The organism is Deltaproteobacteria bacterium (assembly GCA_019308995.1).
GTDB lineage: Bacteria > Desulfobacterota > Desulfarculia > Adiutricales > JAFDHD01 > JAFDHD01.
Genome location: JAFDHD010000066.1, coordinates 1 through 20160, shown reverse-complemented (window position 1 = coordinate 20160; position 20160 = coordinate 1). Strand labels below are relative to the sequence as shown.

Here is a 20160-nt window from a genome sequence, read left to right as displayed (position 1 = left end):
ATAAGCCCTCTGGATGAAGGCGTCATTTTCCACCGCATCCTTTTTGCCTTTCTCTCCCGCTGCCAAAACGAAAGTCGTCTGCCTTTAAAAGGCGCGCCAAAAGAAGAAAAGATACTTTTTAATGAAGCCGATCAGGTTTTGGATAAGGCCGGTTCGAAATACCTGGTGGGACGGCAGCCCCTGTGGACAGTCAAAAGAAAGACCATACTTCGTATGCTTCAGCGCTGGCTGGTCGCGGAACAAGAGCGCACGAGCGAATTCGTTCCAGAGCACTTTGAATGGGCCTTTGGGCCGGACCGGTCGGCCCCGCCTTTGACAGTGCCCCTGCTTGCCGGAGGTCAGCTTTATTTTCAGGGACGCGTGGATCAGATTGATGTTTCGCTCAAGCAGTGCCTGGTCATTGATTACAAGGTTTCTGCTGATAGAAATAAATATTCCCGGCTCCTCAAGGAGGAGGCCCTGGGCCGCACCAGCTTCCAGGCCCCGGTTTATCAGGCCGCGGCGGCCGCAGCCCTTAAGAAGCCCGCCCAGGCTGCCTATTACCTTTTGCGGGACCTGAAGCGCCTCAAGTCGTCTCTACTCACAGGCAATGATTTTTTTACTTTTGATGTGGCAGAGCGACAACAGATGCGCCAGGCGGGAAGGGCCAATTTTTTCAATCAGGTCGAGGAAACCTGGACCCGGTTGATTGGCGGCGATTTTTCTCCCAGCCCTGGGACTGGGGAATGCGATTACTGTCCTTTCCGGCTGGTCTGCCGGGGCGCGCTTGCAGGGGAGGAGTCATGAGCGGCCCGGTTATCAGGTGGACGCGGGATCAGAAAGAGGTCTTTGCCTTCACGGAAAATCTCTGCGTCCTGGCCGGGGCTGGCACGGGCAAGACCATGACCCTGGTTGAGTTCGTGCTGCGGCTTCTTTCCGGCGAGATAAAAGGCGTGGAAGGCCTGGAACTGAGCCACATCCTGGCCCTGACTTACACTGAAAAAGCGGCCCAGGAAATGCGGAACCGGCTGCGTCTGGCCGTCAATGAAAAAATCCGGGAGGCTGGAACTGAACCGGTGCAGCGGGAGTTCTGGATCAGGCAGCGTCGAACCCTTGACCGCGCCCAGATCAGCACCATCCACAGCTTCTGCCTTCATCTCCTGCGGCAATACGCCCTCCAAGCCGGACTGGATCAGGACTTTCACCTAGAGGATCAGATCACGGACCTTGAAAACGAGACCGTCAGAGAGACCCTGCTCGACCTGATCGAAGCCCGGGACTCCGACTTATTGACCCTGCTTGACTACTTCCCCTGGATGAGCCTGGGACGCGGGATAGGGGTCGGCGATTTCATGGCCGATCTGGTTGATCGCGCCCGGACCCTTGGATCAGCGCCGGAACCGGCAGAGGCGGAACCCATATCTCTGGATGACCAGGTTCAAGCCCTGACCGAAGCGGCCAGAATAATTAACGACCTGATTCAGGCTAAAGAGCTCACCCCGCAAAAAAGCTATTACCAAAAGCTGGCTGGTTTTGCCTCGGCTGTCCGTGATTTGACGCGCCGAGATCAGCCGGCCGAAGAAATATTATCCAATCTGAACAGGATCAAGAAATTCTTGAAGAAAGATTGGTATGTGGCCCGGAAAGCAAAAAAGCTGGCCAATGCGGCTGTGGAGGCTCTTGAAACCGAGCAGGCTAGTCGTCAGGCCAGGCCTCTGAAGCAATCTCTCATGGGCCTGGCAGAGAGGTTTGATCAGTCGTTTGAGCAGGCCAAGGCGAACCGCTTTGCCTTGGACTTCAACGATCTGCTTCTGAAAGCGCGAGAAATCCTGGACCATAACCCGGAGGTTCGGAACGCTTTAAAGAGGCGCTTTAAGGTGGTGCTGGTGGATGAGTTTCAGGACACCAACCGGCTTCAGGCCGATATCTTAGCCTATCTTCTGGAACCCCCTGGCCAGGCGGAGTTACCGGTTAGGACCCCGGCCTACAAGGGCTTAAAGAAGGCCCGCCGCCGCCTGATCATCTTCGGCGATCCCAAGCAGTCCATCTATCGTTTTCGCGGCGCTGAAGTGGACGTCTTTCAAAGCATGAAGAGGTCTCTGAAAAGAGTCAATCTTGAAAAGAATTTCCGTTCGCAAAAGAGGCTGATCGAATTCTTTAATGCGTTTTTTCAACAGGTCATGCCTGAAGCATCCGGCCTGGCTGACGATGTAAACGACTATGTTGCAACCTACGGCCCTGAAGATAGACAGGAATGGCGCCGCAAAGACCTGGCCGCAGCACCGGCCGTGGAAATCCTTGAGTTTGAACCTGGAAAGAATATGCAGGAAAATCGAAGAAACGAGGCCGAGGCCCTGGCGGCGCGCATCAAGGATATTCTTTCCGCCCGGGCCGGGGTCCTGGTTTCAGACGAAGGTCGTTCGCCCGGGCCTGGAGACCTGACCATCCTGCTCCGGCGCTTCACTCATCTCAAGGCCTATGAGCAGGCGCTGCGCCGGGCCGATCTCCCTTATTACACGGTCCGCGGGCGAGGATTTTACGAGTGCCAGGAAATCTGGGACCTGATCAACCTTGTACTCTGCCTCGCCCACCCGCTGGACGGGACCGCCCTGCTGGGTGTCTTGCGTTCGCCCCTGGCGGGCGTGAGCGATGAAACCCTGACCCGGCTTGTTTTTCCGCCCGGCGGGCTTGAGCCGCGCCGCCTCGCGGACTACTTTGGCCTTGAAGCCCCGCCCTGGCCGCCAGGGCTTGAAGCGGCCCAGGTTGCGGCCCTGGATCGAATTCAGGAGGTGCTGGCCAGGCTGAGTCAGGGGGCCGGGAGCGCCTTCCCGGCTGAACTGATCGAAGAGGCCATTGAAGAAACCGACTACCTGGCCGTGCTTCTGGCCCAGTATCAGGGCGAGCAGAAGGTGGCCAACGTGCAGCGCTTCATTGAAATCACCCGCCGTTTTCCGCTCCAGGACCTTTATTCACCCCGCGAACTGGCCCGCTTTCTGAAAAACCGTCTCGAAGATCAAGGCACTGATCCAGAGGCGCAGTTAAAGATGGAAGGCATGGAGGCCGTGCAGATCATGACCATCCACCAGGCCAAGGGGCTAGAGTTCCCGGTGGTCTTCGTGCCAGACGCCGGGTACAAAACGCCCCGGGCAGGCAAACCCCTGGCCTTTGGCCCAAACACCTTTGGCCTCCGGTTCAAAGATCCATTGACAGACGAGAAGCGCTTGTCAGGCGATTACCAGCGCCTCCAGGAGGCGGAGCAGGCCAGGGAGGATGCTGAATATCTCCGCCTTCTCTATGTGGCCGCGACCCGGGCCCAAGACTACCTGGTCTTTTCAGGCAATCTTAAGAGCAACAACGACACAACTTCCTGGCTCGCGAGATTGAACGACTTCGCCGACCAAAGGCCGGAATTGATCGGCAAGATTTCCATTTCAAGGGCTGCGGAACCAGGGGAGGCTGTGTCTGAACAGCCAGAAGGCGCTTTGGCCCGTCTGCCTGAACCCGGCCCGGAGGCCCTGAACGTCCTGTCCAGGGCCATCAGGCGCGATAAGACCCTGCCCGGCCTCATCACCATAAATGTCACCGATCTGACGAACTTTCTGAACTGCCCGCGAAAATATTATCTGGAAAAAGTGTTAGGACTTCCTGATCAAGGCGAAGCGACTTTCCTTGAATCTCCTCGGGCCGGTCTGAACCCGCAGCAGAAAGGCAACATCCTGCACCGGCTCTTAGAAATCATAGACCTCGATCACCTCCCTGATCTGGCCGCCCTGATGGATTTAGCCGTGCGAGCCGGTGAAAGGGAAGAGGCAAGGCCCGAGGCCGGGGAGCTTAAGGCCCTGGCCCGCATGGCCCTGGGTTTCATGAGCAGCGCCTGGGGCCAGGACCTGATGCGTTCCCGGGGAGGTCTTGTCAGGCGCGAGATGCCTTTTCTAATGCGGATTGAACCGGAAAAACCAAAAGGGCCGAAGATGACCTTGAGCGGCGAGATGGACCTTTTTTACGTCACGCCTGAGGGCCTGGCCCGGCTGGTGGATTACAAGTACACCTTTCAGCCTGAACCAAAGCAATACTGGCCTCAGCTCAAGATGTACGCCCTGGCTTTAAAAAAGGCGGGCCTGACCCGGAGACTCGAAGCAGGACTCTTTTTCATCAGTGAACAGGCTTCACAGATGAATGAGATGCCCTTTCCTTCAGGGTGGGATGTGGAGTTTGAAGCCATGCTTAAACGGGCGGCTGCCGAACTGGCCCGGCTCATGATCCCTGACCCCATTGAACCCGATCCGCCCGCCTTATGCCCGGATTCAGGGTGCGGCCTGAAGTATGCCTGTCTCGTTGATTAAAGGCTCAGCTTAAGAAATCCCCCTCAATCCCCCTTTAAAAAAGGGGGACTTATAAGCGCCTCCTTCTTTAGTAGCGGGTGACTTTTAGAGAGAAAGGTAAAAATAGGTTGCAATTAAAAAGGTTAAGACTGCTTCATCGCTAAAGCTCTTTGCAATGAGAATTTATAATAACGTCAGCAGAATGTTATTGCGAGCCCCCGGCCCTCCGGCAGAAGCCATAGGGTTATTTGGCAAAGAAATTGTTTTCAAATTTTTTAAAGAGGGCGGGGATAAACCCCGCCCCTATTCTCTAAATCGGTATTGTAAGCGCGGGGTTTATCCCCGCCCGTTGTGGTGAAGACAGGCCCTGAAATTTATACCCGGTCTTTCATATGTCAATAAAGCTTGTAGGTCAGGGTGGCCCGCGAAGCGGGGCTCCCTGACAATATTAATCATGTTTTGTGTCAGGGAGCTTCGCACCCTGACCTACAGCTACTTTTAGGGTAGTTCTCAAAAATATATTCCTTTCTGGATTCCCGCTTTCGCGGGAATGACAGTGGAAGTTGTTGTCATTCCTGCGCAAACAGGAATCCAGATTCTGAAACCAGGAAACCAAAAGGAACATAATTATGACAATCACTATAAAGGGGGGGTAGGGGGGATTTATAGACATACAAATACGTTCTAATTGCTTTGTCGCAAAAGCTCGCAATGACATGTCATTGCTATTTTTATCAATTGTTATTGCGCGGAGCATTAGCCTGGAAGCAATTCCGGGCTTTTCAATCGGAACGTATTTTTTGCCATTTTCTCTAATGCGCCTGCCGCATGTATGCAGCCCTGATCTGGCCGGGAAAATTTTCTCTGGCCGTTTAATTTTTAGAGAGAGAGTTATTTTTTTTTCAGGGCTTGACAGGGGAGATTTCCGGGCTATAATTTAACTAAACGGTTAGTTAAACCATCTGGTAAAGTGAGGCTAAATAATGACCGGCGGTTCGAAATCTCAAGATCGAAAACCAGGCTCAGCCGAACAGAGAATCCTGGCCGCAGCCTCTGCCGAGTTTGCAGACAAAGGCTTTTATGGGGCCAGGACCCAGACCATTGCGGACGCAGCCGGCCTGAACAAGGCCATGCTCCATTACTACTTCCGCTCAAAAGACAACCTCTACCGCACGGTCCTTAAGGACAACTTCACAAGGATCTGGAGGCAGCTCGAGGAGATTTTTTTGCAGCAGGAACCGATGTCAACTCGCCTGGACCGCATAGTGGACCTTTACCTGGACACCTTTGCTTTAAATCCGAACTTGTTAAAATTAATGCTCAGGGAAATGGCCGGTGGCGGAGAAAGGCTCAAACAGCTCCTGACCGAGCTCAGCGCTGCCGGTGCGGCGCCGGTTGGATTGCTCGGGCAGGCCTCCTTGGATCTGAAAATCAACCAGGAGGAGGTCTTGCAGGTGTTTCTTAGCGTCATCAGCATGTGCGTTTTTACCTTTGTCGTCACCCCATTTCTGACCACCTTGTTCAATTATGATTCTTCTGAACTAGAATCTTTTAGAACCAGGCGGCGGGCCTCCATCAAGGCCATGCTCAAGGCGTATCTTAAAGAGGAATGAGACATGAAAAGGAAAAGGATTATCCCCCTGCTGATTCTGATCGTCATAGGGACCTTAGCGTTTGCTTTTTACAGCTATTTTCAGAATGAAAGAACCCCTGACCGGATTTATCTCTCCGGCCATATTGAGGTCAGTGAGGTGGACTTAAGTTTCCGCCTCCCCGGGCACGTGTCTCGCCTGCTGGTGGATGAGGGACACCATGTTGAAAAGGGCGACCTGCTGGCCGAACTCGCGCCCGCGGTCTTTGAGGCCCGGCGCGATCAGGCCAGGGCCAGGGTGCGGGAGATGGAAGCGCGCCGTGACTCCTTGATGATGGTCATCCGCATTAAGGAGGAGGTTGCGGCCGGGGATGTGAAAAAGGCTCAGGCCGGCGTCTCCGCGGCCCGGGCTCGCTACGAGAGCTTAAAAAGCGGGTCACGGATCGAGGAGATTCGCGCCGCGGCCGCGGCCCTGGAGCGCGCCCGGGTCGAGTATCTGAAGCGCAAGTCAGATTTCGAACGCACGGAGCGCCTTTTCAAGCGCCAGATTGTTTCGGCCAGTAAATTTGAGGAAGCCCGGACAGCCTATGACGCGGCCAGGGCCAGCCTTGAGTCGGCCCGGGAGCATTACAACCTTGTCGAAGCCGGACCGCGTACCGAGATGGTCCAGGAAGGTCGAGCCATGCTTTCCGGCTCAGCCGCCACCCTGAACGTGGCCAGGGCCGGGCTGCAGGAGGTGGCAAAGTTAAATCTGGATTTGCAGGTCCTTCAGGCTCAGCTGGACCAGGCCAGGGCCGCCCTGGCGTTAGCGGAAAACGATCTGGCTGAAACCAGGCTCTACGCTTCACTTTCCGGGTTCGTGACCGTGAAGGACGTGGAGGCCGGGGAGTTCGTTCAGGCCGGTGCGCCGGTCCTGACCCTGGTCCAGCTTAATCGGGTCTGGGTGCAGACCTTTGTCCCGGAAACCCGGCTCGGTCGGGTGCGTCTGGGTCAGAATGCGGAAGTGACGACCGACAGCTTTCCAGATAAGACCTATCAAGGCCGGGTGACCTACATCTCGCCTGAGGCCGAGTTCACCCCCAAGAATATTCAAACGCGCGAGGAACGGGTCAAGCTGGTTTACCGCATCAAGGTCTCGCTGGATAACCCCAACCAGGAGCTTAAACCGGGCATGCCGGTGGACGTTTATCTCAGGTAAAGCCAATGCCTGTCGTTGAGATTGAAAACCTGTCCAGGAGCTTTGGCGATCTGGCCGCGGTGAAAGACTTGAGTTTTTCCGTGGAAGCCGGAGAGATTTTCGGCCTAGTCGGCCCTGACGGCGCAGGCAAGACCACCTGCCTGCGCATACTCTGCGGACTTCTTGAACCCACGGCCGGCCGGGTCATGGTTCTGGACCGGGACGTGGCTGCTGACCCGGAGTCCATCAAGGCCGAGATCGGGTATATGTCCCAGCGCTTCGGCCTTTACGACGACCTGAGCGTGGCCGAGAATATTGAGTTTTACGCCGAATTGTACGAGGTGCCTCAGGCCGAGTACCGGGAGCGCATGGAACGGCTGCTCGAGTTTTCCGGGCTGGCGCCGTTTGTGAACCGCCTTTTCCGAAACCTGTCCGGCGGAATGAAACAGAAGGTCGGCCTGACCTGTGCGCTTATTCACACCCCGAAGATTCTTTTCCTTGACGAGCCGACCAATGGCGTGGACCCGGTCTCGCGCCGGGACTTCTGGAAGATTCTTTATGAGCTTAACCGGGAAGGCGTCACCATTCTGGTGGCCACGACCTACCTGGACGAGGCCGACCGCTGCCACCGCCTGGCCCTGCTTGATCACGGCCGGGCGCGGGTCGTGACCGAGCCTCTGGCTATGCGTGAGCTTATGCCAGGCCGGTTATACAGGCTCAGGGCTTCGGACCGCCGGGCCGCGCTGAAGCTCCTCCAGGAAACGCCCCTCGTCCATAACCCCAACATCCACGGCGCCCGGCTGCATTTGAGCCTGGAAGATGAGTCTGATCTGGCCGTGGTTACCCGGGTCCTTAAGGAAGCTGGGATCGAGGTCTTGGAACTGGAGCCGAGCCAGCCCACCCTCGAGGACGCCTATCTCTCCATACTGACGCGCGCGGCAGGGGAGGGTGCGACGTGAAGGCCGCGGTTGAGCTAAAGGACGTTGTCAAGCGTTTCGGCGACTTCACGGCCGTAGATCGTGTTTCCCTGGAAGTCTTTCCCGGAGAGATCTTCGGGTTCCTGGGCCCGAACGGCGCAGGCAAGTCCACCACCATCCGCATGCTGTGCGGCCTTCTCACTCCCACTTCCGGAGAGGGCCAGGTCCAAGGCAAGGATATCATCATCCAGTCCGAAGAAATCAAGGCCAGCATCGGCTACATGTCTCAGCGGTTCTCGCTCTACGACGATCTTCGCGTTAAGGAGAACCTCGACTTCTTCGGAGGCATCTACGGCCTGGTTAACCGGGCGCGGCAAGAGCGGATCGAAGAAGTCCTGAATCTGATCTCCCTGACGGACCGGCGAAACTCCATGACCTGGGAGCTGCCCGTGGGGCACAAACAGCGCCTGGCCCTGGGCTGCGCCATCCTCCACCGGCCCGGAATCATCTTTCTCGACGAGCCGACCTCAGGGGTTGACCCCCGGACGCGGCGCAACTTCTGGGACCTGATTTACGCCCTGGCCGATGAAGGGGTGACGGTCTTTGTTACGACGCATTTCATGGAAGAGGCTGAATACTGCGACCGGATCGCCCTGATCAACCAAGGGCGGCTCATTGCCATGGACTCACCGGAGCGGCTTAAACAGGAAAAGCTTTCCGGCCGCATTTACGATGTGGAAACCTCCAGCGTGCTGGCTGCGGTGGAACTGCTGAGCGGAGCGGACCGGGTTCACGAGGCCGCGATTTTCGGCCGCTCCTTTCACGTGCGCCTGGCCGAGGGTGTTGAGGCCGGGGAGTATCTCTTTTCCATACTGGCTCCGGCCGGACAGGAGATCAAGAGCATCAAGCCCATTGATCCCAGTCTGGAAGACGTCTTCGTGGCTCTGGTGGGCCAGGGGTTGGAGGATCAGGCATGAGCATCCGCCGCATCAGGGCCATGGCTAAAAAAGAGATCATCCTGGTCAGGCGGGACATTCGTGTCCTCATCGCGGCCATCTTCATGCCCATGATGCTGATCCTGCTTTTCGGCTATGCCTTGAGCCTGGACGTGGACAACATCCCGACCCTGGTCCTGGACCTGGATCAGACGCCTGCCTCCCGTGACCTGGTTAGACGGCTGGCTGATTCGCGGTATTTTACTATCGTGCGCCATATCCATCGCCAGGCTGAGATCGAACCGGCCCTGGCACGGCGCGAGGCCCTCATGACTCTGGTCATCCCGGCCGACTTTTCCGCCCGGGTCAGTAAAGGGGTCGAGGCCCCGGTTCAGGTCATCTTCGATGGCACCGATTCCAACACCACGACCATCGCCTCCGGCTACTTCACCGGTATTGCGAACAGGTTCAACCTCAGCCGCCAGATGGCCCGCATCCGCAAGGCCGGTCTGCGCCTGTCGGCCCGGCCTCTCGATCCCCGCATTCGTGTCTGGTTCAACCCGGAGCTCAAGAGCAGGAATTTCATCATACCGGGTCTGAGCGCGGTGATCATGATGGTCATCTGCGCCCTGATGACCGCGTTGACCATCTCCAGGGAAAAAGAGACCGGCACCATGGAACAGCTTGTTTCCACGCCCATCACCGGCAGCGAGCTGGTGTTGGGCAAGCTCCTGCCTTACCTCGGGCTGGGTCTCATCGAGATAACCCTGGTGGTCGTGGCCGGGGTCCTGATTTTCGGGGTGCCTTTTCGAGGCAGCTACCTCAACCTGCTCCTGGTTTCTCTGATTTTTATGGCCGGAACATTGAGCTGGGGCCTGCTCATCTCGGCCGTGGCCCGAAATCAGATGGAAGCCAGCCAGATGGTCATACTCAGCGCCTTTCTGCCTTCCTTTCTTCTTTCCGGCTTCATCTATCCTATTGAGAACATGCCGCTCGCCCTTCAGGTCGTCACCTATATCGTTCCGGCGCGCTATTTTGTCGAGATTGCCAAGGGGCTTTTTCTGAAAGGCGTGGGCCTGGACGTGCTCTGGCCCCAGGTTCTGTTCCTGGCGGCCTACGGCTTCGTGACCCTGAACCTGGCCCGCAAGCTGTTCAGTAAAAGGATTGCGTGATGCGGCTTTCCTTCATTCGGATAGGGCAGATTATCGTCAAGGAGTTCCGGCAGGCCCTGCGCGATCCGCGCATGCGGGTTCTCCTGATCTTTCCGCCCCTGCTACAGCTTATCCTTTTCGGGTATGCGGCCAACCTGGACCTGAAGAACATCCCGACCGCCATCTATGATGAAGATCGTTCCTCGATCTCCCGGGATATAACCACCGCCTTTTCGTCCTCTGGCTACTTCAAATTTACGGCCCGGGTTACGAATGAGAAGGAGTTGACCGCCTTGATTGACCGGGGAAAGGTCAAGGCCGCCCTGCATTTCGGCCCGGGCCTGGCCGGGCGGGTCAAGAGCGGCCGCACGGCTCAGGTGCAGATCATCGTCAGCGGCACGGACTCAAACACCGCGGCCAAGGTCCAGAGCTACGCCTTGCAGATCATCGAAGACTACAATCGGACTCAGCTTGAAAAACGCATGGACAAAAACCCCATCATGGCTCAGATTCTTCCGGCTGGCGTGGGCGGTATACTCCAGCCCCGGGTCCGCATCTGGTATAACCCGGACCTCTCTTCGGTCAATTTTTACGTGCCCGGGATCATTGCCATGATCATCATGCTGGTGACCCTGACCCTGACCAGCATGGCCGTGGTGCGGGAAAAGGAGATCGGCACCATGGAGCAGATCATGGTCACGCCCATTAAGCCGTTCGAGTTCATCCTGGGCAAGACCATCCCCTTCAGCCTCATCGGTTTCATCCAGGTCACCCTGGTCACTACGGTCGGCGTCTTCTGGTTTGGCGTGCCCATGAGAGGCAGCCTGCTCCTGCTGGCCGTCTCCCTGGTGATCTATCTGCTTTCCACCCTGGGGATTGGCCTGCTTATCTCCACCATCAGCCGGACCCAGCAGCAGGCCCTGTTCACCACATTTTTCTTCTTCTTCCCGGCGATACTCCTTTCCGGGTTCATCTTCCCCATCGCCAACATGCCCCGCATCATTCAGTTCGTAACCTATCTTGATCCCCTGCGATACGCCCTGGTGATTATTCGAGGCATTTTTCTGAAAGGCGTGGGCCTGGACGTGCTCTGGCCCCAGTTGGCCGCACTCCTGGCCATCGGCCTGATACTCATGACTCTGGCGGTGAGTCGGCTGAGGAAGACGCTGGATTAAGGGGGTGGGTTATTACTCACCGCAGAGCACGCAGAGGCCGCAAAGGAATTTTTGTTTAACATCAGGAAATGATAGCGGTTACTATAATTATATTTCTTTTGGTTTTTTTTTGATAGCTGGATTCCTGCTTTCGCAGGAATGACAAAGGAAGGCTATGTTTGCCTCGATGGAAGGGACCTGGATTCCTGCTGCGCAGTGTGCCTTTCTCAGCGCTCTCTGCGATCTCCGCGGTAAACCTAGTATTTCTCTCCCTAAAGCCTCCTTGCCCTCTCTCCTGTCATCTGCTATAAGGCCGGTAGCGGGTGAGAAAATCTGTGGAAGATAACAGGAACGGCAGCCAACAGAGCCAAGAAGAGGAGGCCAGGGTCTATAACCGGCTCAAGAGGCGGATCAGTTATGCGGAAATGGGCCTGGGTCTGGCCTTTCTCATTGTTCTCCTGGTCACAGGCTTAACCTTTTTTTTCCGAGATATAGCGGTCGGTCTTGCGCCACATCCCTTCTGGCACGTCCTGATCTACTTTTTGATACTGGCCGGGATTTTTGAGCTGATCACCCTGCCTCTGACCATCTATTCCGGCTTTGTCGTGGAGCGGCGCTTCGACCTGCTGCGCCAGTCCGGCGCGGCCTGGGTCTGGGACTATGTCAAGGGCATCCTCCTGAGCCTGGTTCTGGGCGGCCTGGCCGTGGAGCTGCTTTACCTGCTCATGCGCCTGGCCGGGAACTGGTGGTGGCTGCCTGCGGGCGTGGCCTTTGCCTTGTGTTTCGTGCTCCTGGCTCAGCTTACGCCGGTCCTGATCCTGCCGCTTTTTTTCAAGTTCAAGCCGCTGGCCGATGAAGACCTGTCCGCCCGGCTGACGGCCCTGTGTGAACGCACCGGGGCCAGGGTGCGAGGCATATATGAGTGGGGGCTTTCGTCCAAGACGCGCCGGGTCAACGCGGCCCTGGTGGGCTGGGGCCCGACGCGGCGTGTGATTCTTTCAGACAACCTGGTCAAGGACTTTGCCTCTTTGGAAGTGGAAGTCATTCTGGCCCATGAACTGGGCCACCAGCGGCTGCGCCACATGCCTCAGCTCCTCATGGTGCAGATTGCGCTGACCTTTATCGCCTTTGCCTTAGCGGACCTGATCTTCCGCGCCCTGGGTTCGACTCTTGGCCTTAAAGTCTTGGACGACGTGGCCGGACTGCCTCTGCTGGTGCTGGTCTTCGCCCTGGTCGGCCTCCTGGCCCTGCCACTGGTCAACCTGCTTTCGCGCCGTCTGGAGCAGGCAGCCGACCGTTTTGCATTGAAGTCAACCGGCCTGAGCGACCATTTTATCTCGGCCATGGAGCGCCTCTCCAGCCTGAACCTTTCTGAGTCTGACCCGCATCCGGTGATCGAGTTTCTTTTTCTTTCCCATCCTTCTCCGGCCAGGCGTATCCAGGCGGCCAGGGATTTCCTTTCCGATGAGCAGGGGAGAGTGGGTTGAGGTTCCTGGATCGTCTTAAAAAATCTCGGGATTTTGGTAGGCTGGTGGTCTGGCATGAGGAGATACCGGCGCAGTCGGCCCGTTATGCCCGGCTTGACCGGCCTCTGCCGCCTGCACTTAACGCTGCCTTCAGAGGCATGGGCATCGCGGAGCTTTACGCTCACCAGGCCCGGGCCATTGACCTGGTGCGGCAAGGCAGGCACGTGGTCACGGCCACGCCCACGGCCAGCGGCAAGAGCCTCATCTACAACCTGCCGGTCTTTGAAGCGGCGCTTGAAGACCCCGCGGCCAAGGCCCTCTATGTCTTCCCCCTCAAGGCCCTGGAGCAGGATCAGCTCAAGGTCCTGGACCAGATGAGCGGCCTGGCAACTCAGGCTAGATTCAAATCAGCGATCTACGACGGCGACACCAGCCCTCACCGGCGCAAGAAGATCAGGGAAAATCTGCCGCAGATCGTCATCACCAACCCGGACATGCTTCACCTGTCCCTGCTGGCCTTTCATGACAAATGGGCTGAATTCTGGAGCAGTCTGCGGTTTGTGGTTATAGATGAAATCCACACCTATCGCGGCATTTTCGGCAGCCACCTGGCCCAGATCATGCGGCGTTTGCACCGGGTCCTGGATCAGTACGGGGCGCGGCCGGTTTTTATTCTTTCTTCGGCCACCATCGGCAACGCGGCCCAGTTCGCCGAGGCCCTGACCGGCCTTACCTGTGAGGCCGTCACCGCGTCCGGGGCCCCGAGCGCGGGCAAGCATTTTGTCTTTATCAACCCTGAGGCCAGCGCGGCTGTGACCGCGGCCCGCATCTTTGTCCGGGCCATCCAGGACGGGCTCAGGACCATCGCCTTCACCCAGTCACGCCGCCTGACCGAACTGATGCACCGTTGGGCCTTGCAGATGGCCCCGAATTACGCTGAAAAGCTCAGCTCTTACCGGGCCGGGTTTCTGCCTTCGGAGCGGAGGGAGATCGAGAAGAAATTGAACAGCGGCGAACTGCTGGGGGTCATTTCCACGAGCGCCCTCGAACTGGGCCTGGACATCGGCGCTCTGGAAGTCTGCCTCCTGGTGGGCTATCCGGGCAGCATCGTCAGGACCTGGCAGCGGAGCGGCCGGGTCGGCCGGTCTGACCGGGAGTCCGCGGTGTTGCTCCTGGCCCAGCCCGACGCCCTGGATCAATACTTCATGCGGCACCCGGAGGACTTTTTCAAGCGGGGGTTTGAACCGGCCGTGCTGGACCCGGACAACGAACCGGTGACCCTGGCTCATTTGGCCTGCGCCGCGGCCGAGCTTCCCCTGTCCGTAAACGATAAATACTTCCGCCCCCAGGAGCGGCCCGGGCTCATGGCCCAGGCCTGCCAGCAAGGCCGTCTGCTCCTTTCAGCCGATGGCCGGTTCTACTACTCCTCCCTGCGCCGGCCGCACCGGCAGGTGGACATCCGGACCACCGGCGAAGGATATACCATCATCTCTGAAAAGTCGGGGGAGGTTATCGGCGGCATTGACTCCACCAGGGTCTTCAGCGAATGTCATCCCGGCGCGGTTTACTCGCACCGGGCCGAGTCATGGGTCATCACTCGTCTGGACCTGAAACATCGCAACGTCTTTGCTGAAAAGGTTGACGTAAATTATTACACCCGGCCCAAGATCGAGAAGGAGACCGAGATTCTCGAGGTGCTGGAGGTCAAGCCGGTAGCTAACTTTTTAGCCAAGCTGGGGCGGCTGCGCGTTCACGCTCAGGTGGTCGGGTATGAGAAGCGGCTGATCCGCGGCCAGGAGCTGATGGGCACTTACTCCCTGGACCTGCCCGAAACGGTATTTGAAACCGAGGGACTCTGGGTCGAACTCGAGGATTTCGTTTTGGCGGCGCTCGATCCGGGTCAGCATTACATGGGCGGCATCCATGCCATCGAACACGCGGCCATCGGCCTCTTTCCACTGGTGGCCCTGTGCGACCGCGACGACATGGGCGGGATTGCATACACCATGCACCCGGAGCTGGAAAAGGGCGCGGTTTTTGTTTATGATGGGCATGCCGGGGGCGTGGGCCTGGCCCGGAGCGGCTTTGAAATCCTTAAGGATTTACTTTGTCAGACGCTTGATCTGATCAGGTCGTGTGAGTGTGAGACTGGCTGTCCGTCCTGCATTCACTCTCCCAAATGCGGGTCCGGAAATAAGCCTCTGGACAAGGAGGCGGCGGTGCGGGTTCTTGAGGTGCTCCTGGGGCAGCGGCCTCTAAGCGCCGCCGGGAATCAAATTGAACCCAAGATGGAAGGGGAATGGAAAATGTTAAAGCCTTCTGAGCCGTCTGAGCCGCGGCTGGTGGTCTTTGACCTGGAAACCAGGCGTTCGGCCGCCGAGGTCGGAGGGTGGGACAAGGGTCACCTCATGGGCCTGGCCGCAGGCGTAGTCTACGACGTTCTCGAAGATCGGTACCAGGTTTATGAGGAAGGCCAGGTCAAAGCACTGGTGGACCGGCTTCTGGCAGCCGACCTCATCATCGGATTCAATCAGCTCCGGTTCGACTACCAGGTCCTGTCAGCCTATACCACGAGCGATCTGCGCTCCCGGCCCAACCTGGACCTGCTTCAGGAGATTCACCAATCCCTGGGCTGGCGCGTCGGCCTGGATCACCTTGGCCAGGCCACCCTGGATCGGGCCAAGACCGCGGACGGATTGCAGTCGCTTGAGTGGTTCAAGCAAGGCCGGCTGGACCTGGTCAAGGAATACTGCCAGGAGGACGTGCGTTTGACCTATGACCTGTTCGTTTTCGCCCGCAAGAAAGGCTACCTGATTTTTGAGGACAGGGAAGGCCGGCGGCTGCGCATCCCGCTTGATTTGAGCCTGGACCGCTTTTTAGTTTGATAAAACAGTGCGGCCAGGAGATAATTCCCTATCGCCTTTACGAGTATCTTTTTTTGAGGAGTATTCAACCTATGAGCGCTGAAAAGACTGTTAAGAAAAGTACCCAGGCGCAGCGCCTGAGCCTGGAGATGGGGACCAAGATGATGACCACCTTCGGGGACCAGGATACCGCGGTCAAGGCCTTCTTGGTAGGCATGGAGCCTGGCTCCTTCCTGATTATACGGCTGCCCGAGCTGATGGGGTCGGAAGACTTCCTGGTTGAAGGAAATAAGGCTTCGGTCAGATATGTTTCCTGGGGCATGGTTTACGGGTTTCAATCCAGAATCCTGGGGTATCATCATAAAGGCGGCTTTAATCTGGTCATACTGTCCTATCCCAAGGCGGTTAAAACCTATGACCTGCGGAAGGATGGGCGAACCGACAGCTACGTCCTCGCCACCCTGACCCTGGGAAAGGACAATTTTACCGGATTTTTATTTGACCTCTCGCCGAGCGGATGCAGGTTCGCCTTTGGGAAATCCTCGGAAAAGCCCGATTCGGGCCTTGAACTGGACGAGAAGGTCACTGTCTCCTTTCATCTTCCAGACCTGGAAGGCACACAGACCTTTGTGTGCAAGACCCAGAACATACAGCACGATGAGCAGTCGCTGTCATTGGGCCTGCAATTTGACCTGGAGTCCGGGGCTGCGTTTTCGCCCATGGGTGTGCTGCGCTATCTGGAAGAAAAAGAGCAGAAAAAGTGAGTCTGCATACCCTCTGAGTGAAAAACCTTCGACTTTTCAAGCTCCCTGCTGCAAGTAGTTTTGTAGGTTGGGTAGAGCGAAGCGAAACCCAACGATTGGCTACAATCCGGTTAAACATAATTTAATCGAACCACCCAAGGATCCGAAAATTTCAAATTTCCACGGTTAGGTAAAAAAGGGATTTATAATTAAAATTGAGATGCAAACCAGGAATTGATCTTTTATAATGAGGTCGAACATGAATAAATATGTTGGGTTTCGCTTCGCTCTACCAAACCTACATGGCTAAACGCGCTGGCTGTCACACCTTTCGACATTCCTTTGCCACGAGTCTTCTGGAAAAGGGGTATGACATTCGGACAATTCAAGAGCTCCTCGGCCACAAGGACGTGAAAACCACGATGATTTATACCCATGTTCTGAACCGGGGAGGCAAGGGGGTCAAGAGCCCGGCCGACGAGCCAGTGTCAAATCTTGATTAGTGCCTAAATATTGACATGGATGATTGTATTGTGTTAGAGATTTCTTATGGCACGTGCATGGCGCATAGAGTATGAAGGCGCTCTGTATCACGTCTTATCCAGGGGCAATGAAGGGCGCAATATTGTGGACGATGATGATGACCGGCGATTGTTTTTAGATACCCTGGCGGAGATGTCGGAGCGCTTTGAAATTGACATTTTTACTTATGTATTGATGGATAATCATTATCATATCGTGTTTCGAACCCGTCGGGCGAACCTTTCCAGAAGCATGCAATGGTTTGGGGCGACCTACACCAAACGATTTAACATAAGGCATTTTCGAAGCGGGCATCTTTTTCAGGGTCGATTTAAAAACATGCTCGTTGAAAATGATGCCTATCTGATGCAGCTTTCTTATTATATCCACCGAAATCCTCTCAGAGCCGGGATGGTAAAAAGACTGGCGAGCTACAAATGGAGCAGCTACCGCGCCTATGCTTATGGAGACAAGGCAAATAAGTGGCTCCAAACAGAGCCGATATTGTCTCAATTTTTAAATGTGAAAGACACGCACCTGGCTTACCGTCAAAGTGCGCAAAAGTATTCAATAGAGGAGCAGCGAATTTGGGAGGATTTAAGGCATGGGCTATTTTTAGGGACAAAAGAATTTGTGGAAAAAATCAAAAAGCGCTACCTGCCGGATCTGCCCAATGGAGAAATACCTCAGCAAACGCAGTTAAGCAAAAACATAGATTCGGAGGCTGTATTTGAACAGGCGGCTGAAATTCTGAATTGCAATCAGGAGCGTTTTCGCCAATCTGCAAGAGTTTCACAAGCGGACAAACTAGACCGGGATTTACTTATATATTTAATGTGGCAGTCAGGACAGCTAACCAACCGGCAGATTGGTGAACGTACTCAGCGGTGAGCCGGAGGGTGGGGGCTTTTAAGGATTTGCTAAATAAAAACAACAAATTACAAAATAAACTGAATCGCATTAAATCACAAATCAAGATTTGACACCTTTCCGAGACGTAAATGGTGATTTCCTGAAAAGCAATGGGGAGGGTATTAACCACATTGCCTTCACAGTTGATGCTGAGCACTTTGAACCAGAAGTGGAAAAGATGAAGACAAAGGGACTACCCATTCTATTTTCTGGCTGGAAAAAAAATGGCGGCGGATTCGTCTACTTTGATACGCGCAAGGTTGGCGGTATCATCACTGAACTGATGCTGGTCCCTGGTTAACCCGGATTCTACCTTCGGAAATGAGAAAGGAGGCCTGCAATGTCTGCTATGACAGAACTGTCAACCAAGCCAAGCCATCAGGCACCGGCAAGGCTGGACAGGGTTCTGACCACAAAACCAATATCAAGGATTGAAAGGCTGAGGGAGACCTTCTTGAGTGGAGAAAGAGGTTGTGCAGCCGGTATTTAACAATTATGGCCGCATGAGTTTGATGTCAATGTATTGTTAATTCGAATGAGGAGGATATGACCATGGATAAAGAACAAAGAGAAAAGGCCATCGCTGCATTGAATTATCCTGAAGCGCCGAAACTTGTAACCGAGTATCCAGGCCCCAAGAGCAAGGCCATATATGACGAGTGCATGATACTGGAATCCCCGCAGCGCGCCTCCGGACTTGCGTGGCCCATTGCCGTGGAAGAGGGAAGGGGCGCCTGTCTGAAAGACGTTGACGGAAATATCTTTATTGACGGCTGTTCGGGCATTGCCGTCGCCGGTGTCGGCCACAATCACCCCAGGGTGGTCAAGGCGATCCAGGAACAGGCGGCCAGATTCGGGCATGGGTTTGATCTGTCCAATCCGGTCAAGACAAGGCTTTTAAAAAAGATGGTCGAAACCGCGCCGCCGGGGCTCAAAGACGGCAGCTTTGTGACCCTGGCCATGGGCGGCACTGATGCTGTGGAAACAGCCGTGAAGCAGGCTAAAATGATCACAGGCAGATCTCAAATCTGCGCCTTTGAAGGGGCGTATCACGGCGTTTTCGGGACGGCCAACGCCATGACAACTGGCGCGGCCTATCGAAGGAATTACGGGCCCTTGATGCCCGGGGTGTTCCATGTGCCGTATCCTTACTGTTTTCGGTGTCCTTTTAATCTTGAGTATCCGAAGTGCGATATGCAGTGCGCCAAATTCGTAGATTACCAGCTCAATACCCCCTATACAGGCAAGGATGATGTCGCAGCCATCGTGGCCGAAGGCATGCAGGGCGAAGGCGGCTACGTGGTGGCGCCCAAGGAATGGTGGCCCATGATGCGTGAGATAGCGGACAAAAACGGCTGTCTCCTGGTTGACGATGAAGTTCAGTCAGGGTTTGGCAAGACAGGCCGATTATGGGCCATAGAACATTATGACTGCCAGCCGGATGTGATGATCTTTGGCAAGGCCGTGGGCGGGGATCAACCCGTGGCCGGCGTCTTTACCAGATCGCAGTATTGGGAAAAACTGGCCATGGGTTCCCAGCCGGTGACGTTTGCCAGCAATTCCATCAGCATGGCCGCGTCGCTGGCGAATTACGAGATTATGCTCGACCCGGAAATGGACCTCATGGGGCGGGCCACAAAACTGGGCAATGAGTTCCAGGCCATGATCAAGGAGGCTCAGAAGACAATCGAGATAATCGGTGAAGTCAGGGGCCTGGGCCTGCTGCAGGCCATTGAACTCGTCAAGGACCCAAAAACCAGAGAGCCGGTTGATTCCAGGAAACTCATGGGGCTCCTCCTGGGGCCGGTTGCTGCTCGCGGCTTGTGGATCGTCCCGGCCGGGCGGTATACCAACGTCATCAGGTTCATGCCGCCGCTGACCATTGCCTATGATCATTTTATCAAGTCCGTTGAGATCATTATCGAAGTTCTCAAGGCAGGCAAAGATGATTTGAGCGCCTAGCTGTAATCACGGCTTCCTGTCTTGCAGGCGCTGCTTGCCGCGGGACAGGTTATATATATAACAAGGCAAATTAATAAAGGGTAAGGGAGGTAAGGATCATGAGAACTAAAACTTTTTGGACCTTGGTGTGTTGCGCTTTTTTATTTTTCATCCTTTTTTCGTCGGCCATTGTCCTGGCCGGTTCCAAAGACACGGTCACGGTGGCCATGCATGGCGATCCACTGCACATGAGCTCCTTTAAGTACAAACACACCTCAGCTTTAACAACTATCTATCAAATGTTTCAAGGCATGATGAAAAGGGATGACAAAACCGGGGAGTGGATACTCGGCCTGGCTGAATCGCTTGAGTTGATGGAAAATGGCAAAGATTTTCGGGTGAGACTAAGAAAGGGGCCAAAGTTCAGTAACGGCGAGCCGGTCACGGCGCACGATGTCCGGTTTTCATGGCAGCAGCATCTGGATA

15 protein-coding genes and 1 pseudogene are annotated in these 20160 nt (G+C 55.7%); all 16 read left to right on the top strand.

What is annotated here, in order from left to right; genetic code table 11:
* Positions 1–786, top strand: a 786-nt coding sequence (locus JRI95_11305) for a PD-(D/E)XK nuclease family protein (protein ID MBW2062134.1), incomplete at its 5' end; no start/stop codon positions are given.
* Positions 783–4322, top strand: a complete 3540-nt coding sequence (locus JRI95_11300; protein MBW2062133.1) for a UvrD-helicase domain-containing protein — start codon at positions 783–785, stop codon at positions 4320–4322. The genes JRI95_11305 and JRI95_11300, both read left to right, overlap by 4 nt.
* A gap of 962 nt (positions 4323–5284) precedes the next feature.
* Entirely contained in the window at positions 5285–5914 is a 630-nt protein-coding gene (locus JRI95_11295; GenBank protein ID MBW2062132.1) for a TetR family transcriptional regulator, read from the top strand.
* 3 nt (positions 5915–5917) lie between these two features.
* Positions 5918–7090, top strand: coding sequence for an efflux RND transporter periplasmic adaptor subunit (locus JRI95_11290; GenBank protein ID MBW2062131.1), 1173 nt, complete (start codon positions 5918–5920; stop codon positions 7088–7090).
* Positions 7091–7095: 5 nt separating this feature from the next.
* A complete protein-coding gene (locus tag JRI95_11285; protein ID MBW2062130.1) occupies positions 7096–8028 on the top strand; it encodes an ABC transporter ATP-binding protein in 933 nt (310 codons plus the stop codon).
* Positions 8025–8963 carry an ABC transporter ATP-binding protein gene (locus tag JRI95_11280; GenBank protein ID MBW2062129.1) on the top strand — a complete coding sequence of 313 codons (939 nt, stop codon included), beginning with the start codon at positions 8025–8027 and terminating at the stop codon, positions 8961–8963. The genes JRI95_11285 and JRI95_11280 overlap by 4 nt, the downstream gene beginning before the upstream one ends.
* Positions 8960–10093, top strand: a complete 1134-nt coding sequence (locus tag JRI95_11275; protein MBW2062128.1) for an ABC transporter permease — start codon at positions 8960–8962, stop codon at positions 10091–10093. The genes JRI95_11280 and JRI95_11275 overlap by 4 nt, the downstream gene beginning before the upstream one ends.
* Positions 10093–11247 carry an ABC transporter permease gene (locus JRI95_11270; protein MBW2062127.1) on the top strand — a complete coding sequence of 385 codons (1155 nt, stop codon included), beginning with the start codon at positions 10093–10095 and terminating at the stop codon, positions 11245–11247. Before JRI95_11275 ends, JRI95_11270 begins: the two co-directional genes overlap by 1 nt.
* Positions 11248–11561: 314 nt before the next feature.
* Complete coding sequence (locus JRI95_11265; protein MBW2062126.1) at positions 11562–12713, top strand: M48 family metallopeptidase; 1152 nt, start codon at positions 11562–11564, stop codon at positions 12711–12713.
* A complete protein-coding gene (locus JRI95_11260) occupies positions 12710–15577 on the top strand; it encodes a DEAD/DEAH box helicase (protein ID MBW2062125.1) in 2868 nt (955 codons plus the stop codon). The genes JRI95_11265 and JRI95_11260 overlap by 4 nt, the downstream gene beginning before the upstream one ends.
* Before the next feature lie 71 nt (positions 15578–15648).
* Complete coding sequence (locus tag JRI95_11255; protein ID MBW2062124.1) at positions 15649–16320, top strand: flagellar brake protein; 672 nt, start codon at positions 15649–15651, stop codon at positions 16318–16320.
* Between the two features lie 299 nt (positions 16321–16619).
* A pseudogene (locus tag JRI95_11250) lies at positions 16620–16802 on the top strand (tyrosine-type recombinase/integrase).
* Between the two features lie 46 nt (positions 16803–16848).
* Positions 16849–17712 (top strand): transposase, encoded by an 864-nt coding sequence (locus JRI95_11245; protein ID MBW2062123.1) that lies wholly within the window; start codon positions 16849–16851, stop codon positions 17710–17712.
* Between the two features lie 88 nt (positions 17713–17800).
* Positions 17801–18034, top strand: a complete 234-nt coding sequence (locus JRI95_11240; GenBank protein ID MBW2062122.1) for a VOC family protein — start codon at positions 17801–17803, stop codon at positions 18032–18034.
* Positions 18035–18285: 251 nt separating this feature from the next.
* Positions 18286–19695 (top strand): aspartate aminotransferase family protein, encoded by a 1410-nt coding sequence (locus JRI95_11235; GenBank protein ID MBW2062121.1) that lies wholly within the window; start codon positions 18286–18288, stop codon positions 19693–19695.
* Between the two features lie 98 nt (positions 19696–19793).
* The coding region (locus JRI95_11230) for a hypothetical protein (GenBank protein MBW2062120.1) at positions 19794–20160 on the top strand (367 nt) is incomplete at its 3' end.